General features: G+C 58.9%; 13 protein-coding genes. 5 read left to right on the forward strand and 8 right to left on the reverse strand.

The features are described from left to right. Positions 1-38: 38 nt before the first annotated feature. On the reverse strand, positions 39-1,916 hold the full coding sequence (gene cobT, locus ACR0KS_RS02490; protein WP_170410937.1) for a cobaltochelatase subunit CobT: 1,878 nt from the start codon (positions 1,914-1,916) through the stop codon (positions 39-41). Positions 1,917-2,124: 208 nt separating this feature from the next. Then, the gene (gene cobS, locus ACR0KS_RS02495) at positions 2,125-3,108 is read right to left on the reverse strand and encodes a cobaltochelatase subunit CobS (protein ID WP_170562300.1); all 984 of its coding nucleotides are present in this window, start codon (positions 3,106-3,108) and stop codon (positions 2,125-2,127) included. A gap of 487 nt (positions 3,109-3,595) precedes the next feature. Here cobS and ACR0KS_RS02500 point away from each other — a divergent pair, with 487 nt between their 5' ends. Further along, the gene (locus ACR0KS_RS02500) at positions 3,596-4,480 is read left to right on the forward strand and encodes a Hint domain-containing protein (protein WP_170562303.1); all 885 of its coding nucleotides are present in this window, start codon (positions 3,596-3,598) and stop codon (positions 4,478-4,480) included. A gap of 9 nt (positions 4,481-4,489) precedes the next feature. Here the strand turns inward: ACR0KS_RS02500 and ACR0KS_RS02505 are convergent, their stop codons facing one another. Continuing rightward, positions 4,490-5,116, reverse strand: coding sequence for a J domain-containing protein (locus ACR0KS_RS02505; RefSeq protein ID WP_170562306.1), 627 nt, complete (start codon positions 5,114-5,116; stop codon positions 4,490-4,492). Positions 5,117-5,223: 107 nt separating this feature from the next. Between ACR0KS_RS02505 and ACR0KS_RS02510 the strand changes: the two genes are divergently transcribed. After that, complete coding sequence (locus tag ACR0KS_RS02510; RefSeq protein ID WP_170384324.1) at positions 5,224-5,478, forward strand: BolA family protein; 255 nt, start codon at positions 5,224-5,226, stop codon at positions 5,476-5,478. 17 nt (positions 5,479-5,495) lie between these two features. On the opposite strand, the gene ACR0KS_RS02515 is transcribed toward ACR0KS_RS02510, so the two are convergent. The 5 genes from ACR0KS_RS02515 to pepN form a co-directional block, all read right to left on the reverse strand. Continuing rightward, positions 5,496-5,900 (reverse strand): DUF4177 domain-containing protein, encoded by a 405-nt coding sequence (locus tag ACR0KS_RS02515; protein WP_170483857.1) that lies wholly within the window; start codon positions 5,898-5,900, stop codon positions 5,496-5,498. Between the two features lie 169 nt (positions 5,901-6,069). Beyond that, positions 6,070-7,581: an Asp-tRNA(Asn)/Glu-tRNA(Gln) amidotransferase subunit GatB gene (gene gatB / locus ACR0KS_RS02520; RefSeq protein WP_170562308.1), complete on the reverse strand. Its 1,512-nt coding sequence runs from the start codon at positions 7,579-7,581 to the stop codon at positions 6,070-6,072. Between the two features lie 71 nt (positions 7,582-7,652). Then, positions 7,653-8,843, reverse strand: a complete 1,191-nt coding sequence (locus ACR0KS_RS02525) for a hypothetical protein (protein WP_480693101.1) — start codon at positions 8,841-8,843, stop codon at positions 7,653-7,655. A 196-nt stretch (positions 8,844-9,039) separates the two neighbouring features. Further along, positions 9,040-9,468, reverse strand: coding sequence for a hypothetical protein (locus ACR0KS_RS02530; RefSeq protein WP_170562311.1), 429 nt, complete (start codon positions 9,466-9,468; stop codon positions 9,040-9,042). Beyond that, positions 9,465-12,017, reverse strand: coding sequence for an aminopeptidase N (gene pepN, locus ACR0KS_RS02535; RefSeq protein ID WP_170562314.1), 2,553 nt, complete (start codon positions 12,015-12,017; stop codon positions 9,465-9,467). The genes ACR0KS_RS02530 and pepN overlap by 4 nt, the downstream gene beginning before the upstream one ends. Before the next feature lie 205 nt (positions 12,018-12,222). Here pepN and ACR0KS_RS02540 point away from each other — a divergent pair, with 205 nt between their 5' ends. The 3 genes from ACR0KS_RS02540 to ACR0KS_RS02550 all read left to right on the forward strand — a co-directional run bounded on the left by ACR0KS_RS02540 (position 12,223) and on the right by ACR0KS_RS02550 (position 15,881). Continuing rightward, positions 12,223-14,358, forward strand: a complete 2,136-nt coding sequence (locus ACR0KS_RS02540; protein WP_170562317.1) for a malate synthase G — start codon at positions 12,223-12,225, stop codon at positions 14,356-14,358. A gap of 98 nt (positions 14,359-14,456) precedes the next feature. Then, positions 14,457-14,882 (forward strand): GlcG/HbpS family heme-binding protein, encoded by a 426-nt coding sequence (locus tag ACR0KS_RS02545; protein ID WP_170410912.1) that lies wholly within the window; start codon positions 14,457-14,459, stop codon positions 14,880-14,882. 219 nt (positions 14,883-15,101) lie between these two features. Next, positions 15,102-15,881, forward strand: coding sequence for a gamma-glutamyl-gamma-aminobutyrate hydrolase family protein (locus tag ACR0KS_RS02550; protein WP_170483846.1), 780 nt, complete (start codon positions 15,102-15,104; stop codon positions 15,879-15,881). Positions 15,882-15,898: the final 17 nt, after the last annotated feature.

Here is a 15,898-nt window from a genome sequence, read left to right on the forward strand (position 1 = left end):
GATCGGAGCAAACCCCGACTTGTTTTCGGGAAATGGTATTAGCCCGCTCTTTTCATCCCCATAACACGGGCGCGCGCCCTTGGATCGCTGTCGAACAGGGCGGCCAGTTGTTCTGTCATCGCGCCGGCCAGTTGTTCGACATCCGTAATTGTAACTGCCCGGTCGTAATAGCGCGTCACATCATGGCCGATCCCGATGGCCAACAACTCGACCATCTTGCGCTTTTCGACCATTGCGATCACATCGCGCAGGTGTTTTTCCAGATAATTCGCGGGGTTAACGCTGAGAGTTGAATCGTCAACCGGCGCACCATCCGATATCACCATCAAAATCTTGCGCTGTTCGCGTCGCATCATCATCCGGCGATGCGCCCATTCCAGCGCCTCACCGTCGATATTTTCCTTCAGTAGACCTTCTTTCATCATCAGCCCCAGATTGGGGCGCGCGCGACGCCACGGGGCATCCGCGCCCTTGTAAATGATATGGCGAAGGTCGTTCAGTCGACCGGGTTGCTGGGGTCGACCGTCGTTCAGCCATGCCTCACGCGCCTGACCACCTTTCCAGGCGCGGGTGGTGAAGCCTAGAATTTCGACCTTTACGTTGCAGCGTTCAAGTGTCCGCGCCAGAACATCTGCGCAGATCGCCGCGATCGAGATCGGGCGGCCCCGCATCGACCCCGAGTTGTCCAGCAACAGCGTCACAACGGTATCTCGGAACTCGGTATCCTTCTCGACTTTGAAGCTAAGCGGAGTTGTCGGGTTCGCGATGACACGCGCCAGACGCCCCGCATCCAAAATGCCTTCCTCGCGGTCGAATTCCCACGAACGGTTCTGCTGAGCCTGAAGGCGGCGTTGCAGCTTGTTGGCCAGACGGCTCACCGCCCCCTTAAGCGGTTCAAGCTGCTGATCGAGATAGGCGCGCAGCCGTTCCAGTTCGGCGGGTTCGGCCAAATCCTCGGCCTCGATCTCTTCGTCGAAGGTATTCAGATAGACCTTATAATCAGGATCCGCTTCGGACGCAGGCGGCGGGGCAGGCGGCTCTAGCGGAGCTTCCCCTTCGGGCATCTCAGCTTCTTCGCCCATCTCCTCGTCGGCCATCTCGTCCATCGAGACCTGTGCCTGAGATTGGTCCTGCTGCTCTTCCTGGGTCTGTTCGGGCGTGGCGTCAGCGTCCTGTTCATCCTGGTCGTCCTGACCAGTGCTATCAGGATCGGGCTGTTCTTCCGCGTCCTCCTCGGCCTGATCTTCCTGCTCGTCGTCCAGTTCATCAGGATCGTCGCCCAGTTGGTCGCCGTAGCCGAGATCTTTGATCATCTGACGGGCGAACCTGGCAAATTCTGCCTGATCGGACAGGATTTCATTTAGGTTTTCAAGCGTTCCGCCCGATTGTTCCTCGATGAAGCCGCGCCACAGGTTCATAACGTTGGCTGCTGCCGGGGGCAGGTCGCGCCCGGTTGCCAAGTGGCGGATCAGGTATCCTGCCGCGACCGAAAGAGGCGCGTCCGCAGGCTGTTTGCACTGATCATAACCGCGCCGGATCGCCTCATGCCCGATCTTGACGTCGATATTGCTGGCGGTGCCGGGCATATCGCGTGCCCCCATCGCTTCGCACCGGGCAGTCTCCATCGCCTCATAGAGATCCCGCGCCATATCACCCGGAGGGGCATACCGCGCGTGGGTCGCGTCGTCGTGATACCTGCGCTGCAATGCAAGCGCGTCCGCCGTGCCGCGCGCCAACAACACTTCTTCCCGAGTCATTCGGCGACTGACTTGCGGCAGGCGCATCGACTCGCCCGACATGCCCGACGGATCGACCGTATAGGACACATTCAGCTCAGGATCGTCGGCCATCACTTTTGTGGCCTCGGCCAGAGCCTTCTTGAACGGATCGGCGGGGTTATCGTTTTGTTTGCTCATCGGCGGCAGGTCCGGTCTTGTTCTGTCCCGGCAACCTAGAGCCATTCCAGTGTCTTGACCATAGGGTCGGCCCCGATTTCCGGCCTAAGCGCCAAACGCCCCGTGAAGAAAACGAGTTTCGGTTGCGGCGATATCATCCGCGTCGAGCGCGATTAAACATCCAGCGCTCTTGGCCCCTTTTGAAGAACCCAAAAGCGCTTGCCGTTTTTTAACCCAAGCTGGCGCTTGCCGCGCTTTCGGGCAGTTCCTCATCAAAGCAGCGCTGGTAGAACTCGGCCACCGTCTGGCGCTCCAGCTCGTCGCATTTGTTCAGGAATGACAGGCGGAAGGCGTAGCCAATGTCACGGAAAATCTCGGCGTTCTGAGCCCAGTTGATAACGGTCCGGGGGCTCATCACCGTGGACAGATCGCCGTTCATGAAGGCGGTGCGGGTCAGGTCGGCGACGCTGACCATCTGACTGACGATCTTGCGACCTTCGGCCGTGTTGTAGTGCGGTGCCTTGGACAGAACGATCATCGTTTCGGCGTCATGACTGAGGTAGTTCAGCGTGGCGACAAGGGACCAGCGGTCCATCTGGGCTTGGTTGATCTGCTGTGTCCCGTGATAAAGACCCGTCGTGTCACCCAAGCCAACAGTGTTGGCGGTGGCGAACATACGGAAATACCGGTGCGGGGTCAGAATCTCGTTCTGGTCCAGCAGGGTCAGGCTACCGTTGGCTTCCAGAACCCGCTGCAGCACGAACATCACGTCCGCACGTCCGGCATCGTATTCGTCAAACACGATCGCAACTGGGTTGCGCAAAGCCCAAGGCAGGATACCTTCGCTGAATTCGGTGATTTGAACGCCATCACGCAGTTTGATCGCGTCTTTACCAATCAGGTCGATCCGGCTGATGTGACTGTCGAGGTTCACGCGTACAGCAGGCCAGTTCAGGCGGGCGGCAACCTGTTCGATATGTGTCGACTTACCTGTGCCGTGATAACCTTGGATCATCACCCGACGGTTATGAGTAAAGCCTGCTAGGATCGCCAGAGTGGTTTCAGGGTCAAACTTGTATGTCGGGTCGATTTCGGGCACCCGCTCAGTCAATTCGTAAAAGCGTTTGACCTGCATGTCGGAGTCAATGCCGAATACTTCGCGGACCGAAATTTCTTCTGTAGGGTGTGCGTTTGCGTCAATCGGCCAATCCATGCCTGTCGTCCTTATCCTGATACCGCAGCCTCGAGCGGGGCTTCCGACCCTGTGTGTGGTGCAACATATTACGAGCAAGGGCAAGGGAAAGCCGCCCGCGCAGTGCCGCTGGCGGGTGTTTCTTCTGTGCTGGCCTCAAAGTCGTGTACTTTTCGTCACTGAGAAATGTCGCTGGTAGTTTGATTGGGCCGCTCTCATCCACAGGCCGAAAGCACGTCTGCTCATAGTTCCCAGTCCCAGCAACATTCATCCTCTATCGGGACGGACGAGCAGTTGTCACATAGCGCTGCTGCAACCATCTGAGAAATCAGTCAATATGTTGTTTTGATTTGAGCTAGTTGGCGGTTAGACTGGCGAAGTGTAGTGTTTTTGTGAGAGTGCAGAGTGCGGGCCATGGTTTCCAAGGTCAAACTCACGTGTGATTGCTGCGTCCTGTCGGGCGGTGGCAAGCCTGTGTTGGCGCTTTGCAGGGCAAGGGGGGCAGTCCATGGCATTTGACGTGCTCCTTCATGATGTAAGGACCACCGGAGGTGGTGACTATATCGTTCGCAACTCGACGCAAACTGCAATCATTGATGGCCAGACAATCTCTTTTGATGGGGGGACAACCTATCAGCCCTATACCTATCTTGGTCAGGGGAACTATCGGGGAACCGGTGAATCCGGTGAATTTATCCGAGTCGGCGGCAATATTTATGCCTGGGATACCAATAATCCGACTGGCCCGATGCGTACCGGCAACTGGAAGATTGATCAGGGCGATCTCGACCCGACGGACCCGCCATGCTTTGTCGTAGGCACGTTGATCGAGACAGATCGAGGTCCACGCGCCGTAGAGGACCTGAAAGTCGGGGATTGGGTTCGTGGGGCAGAGGGGCAATCTCTACCCATTGTCTGGATCGGTCAACGAACCCTTAGTGCGCATACCTTGCATATTCAGCCAAAGTACCGGCCGGTGCGGATTCAGCGCGATGCGTTGGGTGCGGGGTTGCCCAGCCGGGATCTCTATGTGTCGCCGCAGCACCGGATCGTTCTCGAGGGGTGGCGGGCCGAGTTACTGTTCGGTGAAGACAGCGTCTTTTGTGCCGCCATTCATCTGGTGAACGGAGATACAGTCCATCAGGTGCAAGCGGGTAAGCCGGTGACGTACTATCACATCGCCTGCGAGGAACACGCCATACTGACATCCCACGGTTTGCGCAGCGAAAGCCTGTTTCTGGGGGATCGCGCGCTGAAGTCCTTCCACCGCGAGGACATTGCCGAATTGCTTGCGCTGTTTCCCGAACTGGAACACACCAGATCAAAGCTACAAACGCGGCTGCGTTGTCTCAAGCGAACCGAGGCCAGCACATTGCAAGGTTTGTTCCGGTAATCTGCGGAATTACTTAAAGTTCCGGCTGTCCTTGATCTGATCCCAAGCCCAAACGACCTCTTGCAGTTGTTCTTCCTGAGATCGGTCCCCGCCATTCATATCCGGGTGAAGAACCTTGATCAGCTTCTTGTACGCCTTGCGCACCTCTGCCTTGGTCCAGCTGTCATTCGCCTCGAGAATCTCGATCGCGCGGCGTTCGGTGGGCGGAAGACGGCGGCCACCACCGCCGGATGTGCGACCGGGGTTCTTGGTGGCGTTCGCGCCTAGCACCTGATGCGGATCTTCGATGCCCAAACGAGCCCATGCACGCGCTTCGGGGTCACCCATGGGCTTGGTTTCACGTTCCCAGACCTTGCCCTTGGACCGCTGCGCGTTCATTTCAGCCTCGGTCGTGCCGTCGAAGAAGTTCCATTTCTGGTTATATTCGCGCACGTGCTGCTGGCAGAACCAGAAGAAATCGTCCAGAACGTCCGGCGCTTTGGGCGCACGGAACTTTCCCGCTTCTTCGCACCCTTCGTGGTCACAGATGCGTACCGAGGTTTCAGACGCGCCCGACATCCCCCGGCGACCACGCGGGTTCTTTTTCTTGGCGTTGGAGACGGACATATCGAATCCAAAGGGGTCTGATTTCGTCATGCTGTGATCCTTAAGAACGCATCTTCTCGACTCGGAGGCAGCAGTTTAATCTAAGCAGCCGAAAGTAGAAGAGGGGGGCGGCAAAAATTTTGCCGCTAGGCGTAAAAATGACTGTGACCGACGAAATCCGTACCTGCCTGCAGGCTGCCTTTGATCCGCATGAGCTTGAGGTGGTCGATGATAGCGAAAGCCACCGCGGTCATGCCGGGTATCAAGAGGGGGGCGAAAGCCACTTTAACGTCCGTATTCGTGCCTCTGCGTTTGAGGGCAAGTCCCGTGTGGCGCGACATCGCGCTGTTCACAAGGCGCTGGGCGACATCGTCCCGCGCATCCACGCACTTGCGCTGGATATTGGCGTTTAGGGGCGGGCCGAGACGGTCTAGGGTTTTTCGGTATGCCGAAATTCCACTTCGGTGCCCTTAAGAGACAGTGGCGGCTCCTCGGCTTGCTCGGCGATAGGAGCAGGAGCGTCCACTTCGCTGGGTCCGGGAATCGGCTGCGCCATGACTGTGTCGTTCGGGATCTCTGTCAGTGCAGGCGCGGGCTCATCTTCGACGGCACGGCGAAACACTAGAACATTGCGCCAGTTGACGGTCGACCCGGTCAAGCCAGACCGTTCCTCGCTGGGCAGAAGTTCGGCGCGCTGGTATTCCCATCCGTCCTGTCCCATTTGGTTCAGTACCTGTTCCACTGACACGGCGAAACGATCCTCGACGGTTTTAGCGCCTTTGGCTTTGGCACCTTTCTGCGGAGCAGGGACAACTTTGTATTCGTAGCGCGGCATCGGATCTTCCTACCTGTCAGTTCCCGGCAATCTAGCACGTTGACAGCATTGGGAAAGTCATCTTCGTGTGCCAGAGGGTTTCCGGTTCTAGTCTTGCCGCATGTCAGCGCAAAAGAAAAGCGGCCGGGCGCGCAACGCTCAGCCGCTAATTGCCTTGAAATCGGATGACTTACGAGCCTAGCTTTTTGCTCACCAGTTCATTCACGGCCTTAGGGTTGGCCTTGCCGCCGGTGGCTTTCATCACCTGACCCACGAACCAGCCCGCCAGTTTCGGGTTCACCTTGGCCTTTTCGACCTGCGCGGGGTTGGCGGCGATGATCTCATCCAAAGCAGCCTCAATCGCGCCGGTATCCGTGACCTGCTTCATGCCGCGATCTTCGACGATCTGCGCCGGGTCGCCGCCTTCGGTATAGACGATCTCGAACAGGTCTTTGGCGATCTTGCCCGAGATGGCATCCGACGAGATCAGGTCGATGATCCCACCTAGTTGCGTGGGCGAAACCGGCGATTCAGTGATGTCGTGGTCTTCTTTCTTCAACCGACCGAACAGCTCGTTGATCACCCAGTTCGCGGCCAGCTTGCCGTTGCGACCCTTGGCGACTTCCTCGAAATACGCGGCTGATTCCACTTCGGCGGTCAGGACCGAAGCGTCATAGTCCGTCAGGCCAAACGACTCGATAAACCGCACTTTCTTGGCGTCGGGAAGTTCGGGCAGCTTGGCGGCGATGTCATCGACCCAAGCCTGTTCAATCTCCAACGGCAGAAGGTCGGGATCGGGGAAATAGCGATAGTCGTGCGCCTCTTCCTTGGACCGCATCGAACGGGTCTCACCCTTGTCCGGGTCATACAGGCGGGTTTCCTGCTCGACCTCGCCACCACCTTCGACAATGGCGATCTGACGGCGGGCCTCGACCTCAATTGCTTGCTGGATAAAGCGCATTGAGTTCATGTTCTTGATCTCGCAGCGGGTGCCCAGATGCGAGAAGTCCTGTGTTTCCTGGTACTTCTCATACGCACCCGGCAAACAGATTGAGACGTTCACGTCCGCCCGCAGGTTGCCGTTCTGCATGTTGCCGTCACAGGTGCCCAGATAGCGCATGATCTGGCGCAGCTTGGCGATATAGGCGGCGGCTTCTTCGGGGCCACGGATATCGGGGCGGCTGACGATCTCCATCAGGCAGACGCCCGTGCGGTTCAGGTCGACAAAGGACATATGCGGGTCCATGTCGTGGATGGACTTACCGGCGTCTTGCTCCATGTGGATGCGTTCGATGCGCACCATACGCGCGGTGCCGTCGCCCATTTCCACCAGCACTTCGCCTTCGCCCACGATGGGGTGGTAAAGCTGCGAGATCTGGTAGCCCTGCGGCAGGTCAGGGTAGAAATAGTTCTTGCGGTCAAACGCCGATTTCAGGTTGATATCTGCCTTCAGGCCCAGCCCGGTGCGCACCGCCTGTTCGACGCAATATTCGTTGATAACAGGCAGCATACCCGGCATCGCCGCGTCCACGAAGGCCACGTTCGAGTTCGGCTCGGCCCCGAATTGGGTCGACGCGCCGGAAAACAGCTTGGCATTGGACGAGACCTGAGCGTGCACCTCCATCCCGATTACCAGTTCCCAATCGTGCTTGGCCCCGGCAATGGTTTTGATTTTGGGCATTTCGTATGTCAGGTCGAGCATGGCGCGCCTCTATTTCCGCAGAAGTCTAAGCCTGCGTATTAGGCGCGCTGCGCCAAAGGAGCAAGGGGGAATCAGTGACCTGACAGGTGCAGACCCGAAGGCGTAAAGGTGACGTCCATGCCGCTGCGCAATTCTTCGCGGAACAAATCGCCAATCGCACGCAGGGCATCGCGGTGCCCACGCGCCGCAAACCTCTCGGGCGAGTTGATGCGGACCGAGTTGTTGAACCCATTGGCAGCGTGCGCCCAGATCAGCGGATGCAGCTCGGTCATGTGGTCGCGGATCAGCCAGTTTGCGGCCTCGTGAATTTGCGCGCGCACTTCGTCGGCCTTTTCGTTCAGGCCAGCGCCGCTTTGGATCGTGATGGCGCAGTAGGCCGCCAGCATGTTGACGGTTTCCTGGTCCGGTCGGCGGTTCAGAATGTCGTGTAGCCCTTCAAGAAAGTACTCTACGTCCAGCCGGGCACATGCCTCTGGGTCAAGGGCAATGGCGTCGAACTGCGCCCACGTATAACCACCCGCGCCCCAGATTGCATGGGTCCGTGCGGCGTTGCGCAGGGCTTGAACCTCAAGCTCGTCGTAGCTGCCGAACCAGCGTGGCAGCAGGTGCGTCCCCATAGCGCGCATGTGGCGTTGGTTATGCGGGTCCAGAGTGATCAGACGCTCGTACTTGTCGGCAACGCGGATGTTGGTCCTGCGCTGCCCTGCAAGCAATGCGCAGTCTGCAGATGCGACAAGCGCACTGTCCGGCGCAGCTTCGCGGCACTTTGGCAAGATCGCCGCCGCTCGATCAAAATGGGCCGCGCAGCGGGACTGGTGCAGGGTCGGCAGTTTGGCGTCCGTTGAGGTGCCACGCCATGCCCATGCCAAGTCGATATGCGCAAGAGCAACCACTAGGGCGATCATGGGATCACCGTCATGTTCGCGCATCTCGTCTTCCAGCTCGGATATTCCGCACAGCAGGTCGTATTCTGACAGTGCCTTCCCATCAGACAGGGCGTGTTCGACCGCCAGAACAACGTCCGAACGAGCGCCAAAAGCCAGCAGGTCCGCGATCGGCATCCCGTCGGGTGCGGCTTCACGGGTTTCGTCGGCCGCACGCATTTGTCGTGAGAGTTCTGTCCAACGCCCCTGACGCGCCAGATGCCGTCCGTTTTCGATTGTTTCGCGGCCGATCAAATCCTCGGCTCGCATCTCCGCCACTGGGATGTTGAGTTGCCCCTGATCCGGCAGCGCGGCGGCTACATCAGACGAAAGGTGCATGTCTGCCTGCAACTGCATGCAAGAAGACGGAGCGGTGGGATTCTGTGTACGAAAAAACCGGAACATGGTGAAACTCGGAACTGCAAAAACTGGTAACGTAAGATCAAAGGTCACCGGAATTTGCATCAAATTCAAGATTTAGGGGGCTTTTTGTCCTGAATTGGTGAACAGTGAGGCTTTTTTCTCGCGATTAAGCCTAGAAAACCCTGAAATGATGCCGTTCAACCCTTAACCCAGACTGCTGTAGAACCGGCTCAAATTCGGTGTGGGGTGGGGTTGATTCATCTGGTAGCCGTATTCGTTTTCCCGTGTTCAGAACCAGTGACACGCGCACTGTGAAGTCCCAGCGCGTGTCAAACCGGACATAGTCGATGTCGGCTAGAGTGACTTTGGCTTGGCGGGCTCCGGTGAACCAACTCAGCTCGTCTTGATCGAGCGTCAGCCCCGCGCTGGTGTCCTGTAGGATGTCCCAAAGCGCAGGCAGAGTAGTCAGGGCAAGCAAGCCGACAAACCACCAGACAGCGTCGAACAGGATCACCAACGCAATGAGGGCCGCGTAGACCAGGATCAGGATTGCAACCGACCGTGGCGATCGGTTGTGCCTTGTATACGTGAACGGCGTCATGCGCCCAGAATGCGCGAAACCATTTCGGTCGTATCGCGCGACAGACCCGCTGTATCGGCAATACGCCTCAGTTGTGTGCGGATCAGGTCCTGACGATCTGCGTCATACCGTTTCCACGTCTGAAAGGCCGAACACATTCTTGCGGTGGTCTGCGGGTTGACGGGGTCCAGCTTGATCAACCAGTCGGCAAGCAGGGCGTACCCGGCACCATCTTCGCGGTGGAACCCTGCGTGGTTCATCGCCAACGCTCCCATAACCGCGCGGAAACGGTTGGGGTTCCTCCAGTTGAAATCCGGGTGCTCGGTCAGCTTGCGTGCCACATCTGCTGTGGTTTCGGGCGCAGCCATTGAAACCTGTAGGCCGAACCATTTGTCCATCACCAGCCTGTCATGCTGCCACTGGTCGTAGAAGGCGGACAGTTCTGCCTCACCTTTCCCTGCGCGCAGCAGGCAGGACAGGGCGGTCAGTTGCTGCGTCATGTTGTCGGCATCGACGTAGTCCCCGGTCGCCTTGGCTCCACCGTCCAGTCGCGAGGTCAGTGCCAGTGCAGCGCCACCCAGCGCGCGCTTGCCTGATTGTTCGGCGTCAGGGCTAAAGGGCGCATCAATCACGGTTTCGCTGTGAAGACGCGGCAGCAGGTCCTGCACATGCTGCGCGGTTACCTGCCGCAGGGTTTCTACAGCGGTCCAGATCGCCATTGGATCAGGTGTTTCACCACGTTCGTGCAAAGCTGCCGCCAGTTCTGAATGCGTCGGCAGGCCCAGCATCAGAGCACGATAGGCCGGGTCCAGATCGCGGTCCCGCAGCACGGCCAGCAGCCCGTCCAGATAGTCGGCATCGGGGGACGCGCCGGTTTGGATCATCGCCAGCAGAGTTTCCTCGGCCAGCGAACGCCCTGCCTGCCAGCGGTTGAACGGGTCGGTGTCATGGGCCAGCAAAAAGGCACGTTCCGCGCTGCTTTGAACCTGCTCCAGAATAACCGGGGCCGAGAAATCCCGCAGGATCGAAGCGGTTGGCTTGGCCGCAAGTCCGGTAAAGGTGAAGCTCTGGCCGGCTTCGGTCAGTTCCAGGACCTCGGTCGCGCGGACCTCGTCTCCGTTGGGGCCCAGCAGACCGACAGCCACGGGGATCACTTGCGGCTGTTTCTCATCCTGACCCGGCGTGGGTTCGGTGCGCTGCGACAGGGTCAGGGTATAGGTGCCATCCGTCCAATCCTCGGCCACAGTCACGCGCGGTGTGCCGGATTGACTGTACCAACGTTTGAATTGGCTCAGATCGCGCCCGGTCGTATCCTCGAAAACCTTGATCCAGTCCTCGATCGTACAGGCTTGGCCGTCATGACGGTCGAAATACAGGTCCAGTGCCTTCGTATATGCCTCATCCCCGACCAGCCGTTTCAGCATTCCAATGACTTCGGCGCCTTTTTCATAGACTGTGGCGGTGTAGAAGTTGTTGATTTCCTGAAAGCTCTCGGGCCGAACCGGATGGGACAAAGGCCCGTTATCCTCGGGGAATTGCCGTGCGCGTAGGTCAATCGCGTCGTGGATGCGCTTGACCGGGGCCGAGCGCATATCGGACGTGAACTGTGCGTCGCGGAACACGGTCAGCCCCTCTTTCAAACACAATTGGAACCAGTCGCGGCAGGTGATGCGGTTGCCTGTCCAGTTGTGGAAATACTCGTGCGCGATGATTGCCTCGATCCGCTCGAAATTCATGTCGGTCGAGGTCTCGGGGCTGGCCAGCACAGCCGAGGAGTTAAAGATGTTCAGCCCCTTATTCTCCATCGCGCCCATGTTGAAATCATCCACAGCCACGATATTGAACACGTCCAAATCGTATTCGCGGCCATAGACGTCCTCGTCCCATTTCATCGACTTTTTCAGTGCCTCCATCCCAAAGGCGCACTTGCCTTCATCACCCGGACGGACCCAGAGGTTCAGTTCGACGTCACGACCGGAGATGGTGGTGAATTGGCCGGGATGGGCGATCAGATCACCTGCGACTAGCGCGAACAGATAGGCGGGTTTGGGCCACGGATCGGTCCACTCGGCCCAGCCTTTGCCTTTGCCCGAGGGGTTGCCGTTGGACAGCAGCACCGGCAGATCGCCATTGATACGCACGGTGAAGGTGGACATCACGTCAGGGCGGTCGGGGTAATAGGTAATCTTGCGGAACCCTTCGGCCTCGCACTGGGTGCAGTACATGCCGTTGGACATATACAGCCCCTCAAGCGCGGTGTTGTTGCCGGGGTCGATCTCAACCTCGGCCTCCCAGACAAATGGCGCGTCGGGGGCAGGGGCGGTGAGCCCCTTGTCGGTGATTTCAGGAGAGATTTCGACGCCGTCGATTGACGCGCGGATCAGGGTCAGGTCTTCACCATGCAGAAAGAAGGTGCGGTCTGATGCGTCGGGGTTCGGGCGGAACGCAATGCGTGAGGTCACACGGGTCGCATGGGCTGCCAAATCAAAGGTCAGGTGCACGCTGTCCACGATATAGCCGAACGGCGTGTAGTCTTTCAGATAGATCGTTTGGGGGGCAGCGTCGCGCATCGGGACCTCGCTTCGTTTGGTGTCTGGCGCGACGTTATGGGCTGTGGCGGTGGGCTGCAAGCGGCGCAAAGCGGTGCTTTGCTGTCGCAATGAGGAATTTTGGTAAAGTTTTTTTACCGAAACGCAACGGCACACGTTGCCTATCGGAAACATACCCTCTAAATGCAGGCGGCATACAACGGCGTACATGGGTGAGAGGAAAATCATGACCAGCAGACAGACACGCAGCGGACTTCAGGTCGATACGGTTCTGGCCGAGTTTATCGAGGGCAAAGCCCTGCCGGGAACAGGCGTGACCGCCGATACGTTCTGGGATGGTCTGTCGCGCATGGTATCAGAACTGGGACCAAGGAACCGGGATTTTCTCGCTAAGCGTGAGCAGGTTCAGGCGCAGTTGGACGCTTGGCACGTTGATCGCAAAGGTCAGGATCACGACGCCGACGCCTATAAAGCCTTCTTGAGTGAGATCGGTTATCTGGTCGAGGAAGGTGATGATTTCCAGATCGAAACCGCCAATGTCGACCCCGAGATTGCCGCGACACCCGGCCCTCAGCTTGTTGTGCCGATCACCAATGCCCGGTTCGCGTTGAACGCGGCCAATGCACGCTGGGGCAGCCTGTATGACGCGCTTTATGGCACGGATGCGATGGGCGATCTGCCCGCCGCCGGTGGCTATGACGAAGCACGGGGCGCTCGTGTTATCGCATGGGCCAAGGGCTTTCTGGATGATGCGGTGCCGCTGGCCGCTGGCTCGTGGGCGGATGTGTCCGAGCTGCGCGTAGAAGGTGGTGCGCTGGTGCCTGCGCTGGGCAACCCTGCGGCGTTTGTGGGCTTTGGCGGTACGGCCGAGAAACCCGACTTCGTACTGCTGAAAAACAACGGCCTGCATGTGAAAATCGTCGTTGACGCCTCCAGCAATATCGGTGCGGCTGACCCTGCTGGCATCGCTGACGTCTATCTGGAATCGGCGCTGTCCACGATCATGGACTGCGAGGACTCGGTCGCGTGTGTGGATGCCGAAGACAAGGTTGTCGCCTATGGCAATTGGCTGGGCCTGATGAAGGGCGATCTGGCCGAAGAGGTGACCAAGGGCGGCACCACCTTCACCCGTAAGCTGGCCGAAGACCTGACCTATACCACCGCAGGCGGTGCGCAGGAGGTGCTGAAAGGCCGCTCGCTGATGCTGATCCGCAATGTGGGCCACCTGATGACCAACCCGGCCGTTCTGGATGGCGAGGGCAACGAGATCGGCGAAGGCCTGATGGACGCGCTCTGCACCACGCTGATTGCGATGCATGACCTGCAGCGCGAGGGCGGAAACTCGGTCAAGGGTTCGGTTTACGTCGTTAAGCCCAAGATGCACGGCCCCGCCGAAGTTGCGTTCGCGGTTGAGATTTTCGACATGGTCGAAGATATCCTGGGCCTGCCGCGCAATACGGTGAAGCTGGGTATCATGGATGAGGAACGCCGCACCTCGTCCAACCTGAAAGAGTGTATCCGCGCCGCGAAGTCGCGTGTGGCCTTCATCAACACCGGTTTCCTGGACCGCACGGGGGATGAGATTCACACCTCGATCGAAGCAGGCCCGATGCTGCCCAAGGGTGACATGAAGGCGACGCCGTGGATTGCCTCGTATGAGGATCGCAATGTCGATATCGGTCTGGCCTGTGGTCTGAAGGGCAAGGCGCAGATCGGCAAGGGTATGTGGGCGATGCCCGACCGGATGGGCGATATGCTGGAGCAGAAGATCGGTCACCCGAAATCGGGCGCGACCTGCGCCTGGGTGCCGTCACCGACCGCCGCGACCCTGCACGCCACGCATTACCATAAGGTTGACGTTCTGGCCCGTCAGGATGAGCTTGCCGCCGGTGGAGCACGCGGCACGCTGGATGATCTGCTGACCGTACCGCTGCTGGGTGGCCGTAACCTGAGCGATGATGAGATCACCGTCGAGATTGAGAACAATGCGCAGGGCATCCTGGGCTATGTGGTGCGCTGGGTCGATCAGGGCGTTGGTTGTTCCAAAGTACCGGACATCAACGATATCGGCCTGATGGAAGACCGCGCGACCTGCCGGATTTCGTCTCAGGCGCTGGCCAACTGGTTGCATCATGATGTGGTCAGCGAAGAACAGGTGATGGCTGCCATGCAGAAAATGGCCGCCGTGGTGGACCGTCAGAACGAAGGTGACCCGCTGTATCGTCCGATGGCGCCCGGCTTTGACGGCGTGGCGTTTCAGGCGGCTTGCGATCTGGTCTTCAAGGGGCGGGTTCAGCCTTCGGGCTATACCGAGCCGGTTTTGCATGCCCGCCGGTTGGAGCTGAAAGCCAGCTTGGTGTGATTGGATAGGGTGGGAACGAGGGGGCTGTCTGCCCCCTCTTGGCCCGCTGGGCCAATTCACCCCCGAGGATATTTTTAGCCAGATGAAAGGGATCAGGGATGGCTGTTACATTGCGCAAGGCGCGCACGATTGTGCGGAAGGCTTTGGAAAAGGGCCGCGAACTGGAATTGAAACCTTTGTCGGTAGTCGTGCTGGACGCTGGTGGGCACGTAATCGCGTTTGAGCGTGAAGACGGTGCAGCACCCGGCCGTTTTGCGATTGCGCAGGGCAAGGCTTATGGCTCGGTCATGCTGGGCATGGCGGGTACCGCGCAGATGGCGCGCGCCGAGGCACAGGCTTATTTCATGGCCGCCGTGAACGGCGTCTATGGCGGTCAGGTCGTGCCGGTTCCGGGCGGTGTGTTGCTGCGTGACAAGAAAGGTGCCGTGATCGGTGCTGTTGGTGTCACGGGCGATACTTCGGACAATGACGCCATCGCCGCTATGGCCGGGATCGAAGCTGCCGGACTGACTGGCGAAATCTGATTCAAAGAACTCTGGGAGAGCCGATTGCGGCTCTCCGGCCCCTGCGTTCTGGGAACGCCTTACAAATGGGCAGGTGGGGCAAAAACGCGCCCAGCTCGGGCATTGTTTTCTGTGTGCAACGTTGAACAAGTACTTGCGCTAACACACAGGGCTTGTGCTATTGCGCGCCTCAGACCCTGCGGATAGCTTTTCTAAAACATTGAGAATTAGGAAAGCAGAATGTCGCGACCCATCGTTGGTATTATCGGCAACTCGTACCTGGTGGATAATCAATACCCAACCCATGCCGGCGGGACAATGAACTCTGAGGCAGTGGCGAATGTGTCCGGCTGTATGCCCCTGCTGATCCCGGCGGACCCGCGATATGTCTCGGTAGAGGAGCTGCTTGAAATCTGCGACGGTTTCTTGCTGACCGGCGGCCGCCCCAATGTTCACCCAGAGGAATACGGAGAGCCCGCTACAGAGGCGCATGGCGACTTTGACCGTGCACGTGACGCGATCACCCTGCCGTTGGTGCGTGCCTGCGTGGAACGCGGCCAGCCTTTCTTTGGTATTTGCCGGGGGTTCCAAGAGGTGAACGTGGCCTTGGGCGGCACGCTGTACCCGGAAATTCGTGATCTGCCGGGGCGGATGAATCACCGTATGCCGCCTGATGGCACGTTGGAGGAGAAATTTGCCCTTCGGCACGTTGTGTCTTTGTCCGAGGGTGGCGTGTTCCACCGGCTCATGGGCGCGACCGAAGTGATGACGAACACCCTGCACGGGCAGGGGATCAAGACAGTGGGGCACCGGATTGAGATCGACGGTCACGCGCCCGATGGAACGCCAGAGGCGATCTACGTAAAGGACGCCCCCGGTTTCACACTATCGGTGCAGTGGCATCCGGAATGGGACGCTGAAAACGACCCCGTCTCGCGCCCATTGTTCAAAGCCTTTGGAGAAGCTGTGCACGCGTGGTCCACCGGATCAGGAGCGAGCCTGATGCAGCAGAGCGCATAAAACGTGCGCCGGTCCGG

The sequence above is a fragment of the Ruegeria sp. BC7 genome, assembly GCF_056539165.1.

What these genes read in the sequence shown, in the direction of transcription:
- cobT (WP_170410937.1), bottom strand. Translation starts at nt 1,916, where the DNA reads ATGAGCAAACAAAACGATAACCCCGCCGATCCGTTCAAGAAGGCTCTG.
- cobS (WP_170562300.1), bottom strand. Translation starts at nt 3,108, where the DNA reads ATGGATTGGCCGATTGACGCAAACGCACACCCTACAGAAGAAATTTCG.
- ACR0KS_RS02500 (WP_170562303.1), top strand. Translation starts at nt 3,596, where the DNA reads ATGGCATTTGACGTGCTCCTTCATGATGTAAGGACCACCGGAGGTGGT.
- ACR0KS_RS02505 (WP_170562306.1), bottom strand. Translation starts at nt 5,116, where the DNA reads ATGACGAAATCAGACCCCTTTGGATTCGATATGTCCGTCTCCAACGCC.
- ACR0KS_RS02510 (WP_170384324.1), top strand. Translation starts at nt 5,224, where the DNA reads ATGACTGTGACCGACGAAATCCGTACCTGCCTGCAGGCTGCCTTTGAT.
- ACR0KS_RS02515 (WP_170483857.1), bottom strand. Translation starts at nt 5,900, where the DNA reads ATGCCGCGCTACGAATACAAAGTTGTCCCTGCTCCGCAGAAAGGTGCC.
- gatB (WP_170562308.1), bottom strand. Translation starts at nt 7,581, where the DNA reads ATGCTCGACCTGACATACGAAATGCCCAAAATCAAAACCATTGCCGGG.
- ACR0KS_RS02525 (WP_480693101.1), bottom strand. Translation starts at nt 8,843, where the DNA reads ATGCACCTTTCGTCTGATGTAGCCGCCGCGCTGCCGGATCAGGGGCAA.
- ACR0KS_RS02530 (WP_170562311.1), bottom strand. Translation starts at nt 9,468, where the DNA reads ATGACGCCGTTCACGTATACAAGGCACAACCGATCGCCACGGTCGGTT.
- pepN (WP_170562314.1), bottom strand. Translation starts at nt 12,017, where the DNA reads ATGCGCGACGCTGCCCCCCAAACGATCTATCTGAAAGACTACACGCCG.
- ACR0KS_RS02540 (WP_170562317.1), top strand. Translation starts at nt 12,223, where the DNA reads ATGACCAGCAGACAGACACGCAGCGGACTTCAGGTCGATACGGTTCTG.
- ACR0KS_RS02545 (WP_170410912.1), top strand. Translation starts at nt 14,457, where the DNA reads ATGGCTGTTACATTGCGCAAGGCGCGCACGATTGTGCGGAAGGCTTTG.
- ACR0KS_RS02550 (WP_170483846.1), top strand. Translation starts at nt 15,102, where the DNA reads ATGTCGCGACCCATCGTTGGTATTATCGGCAACTCGTACCTGGTGGAT.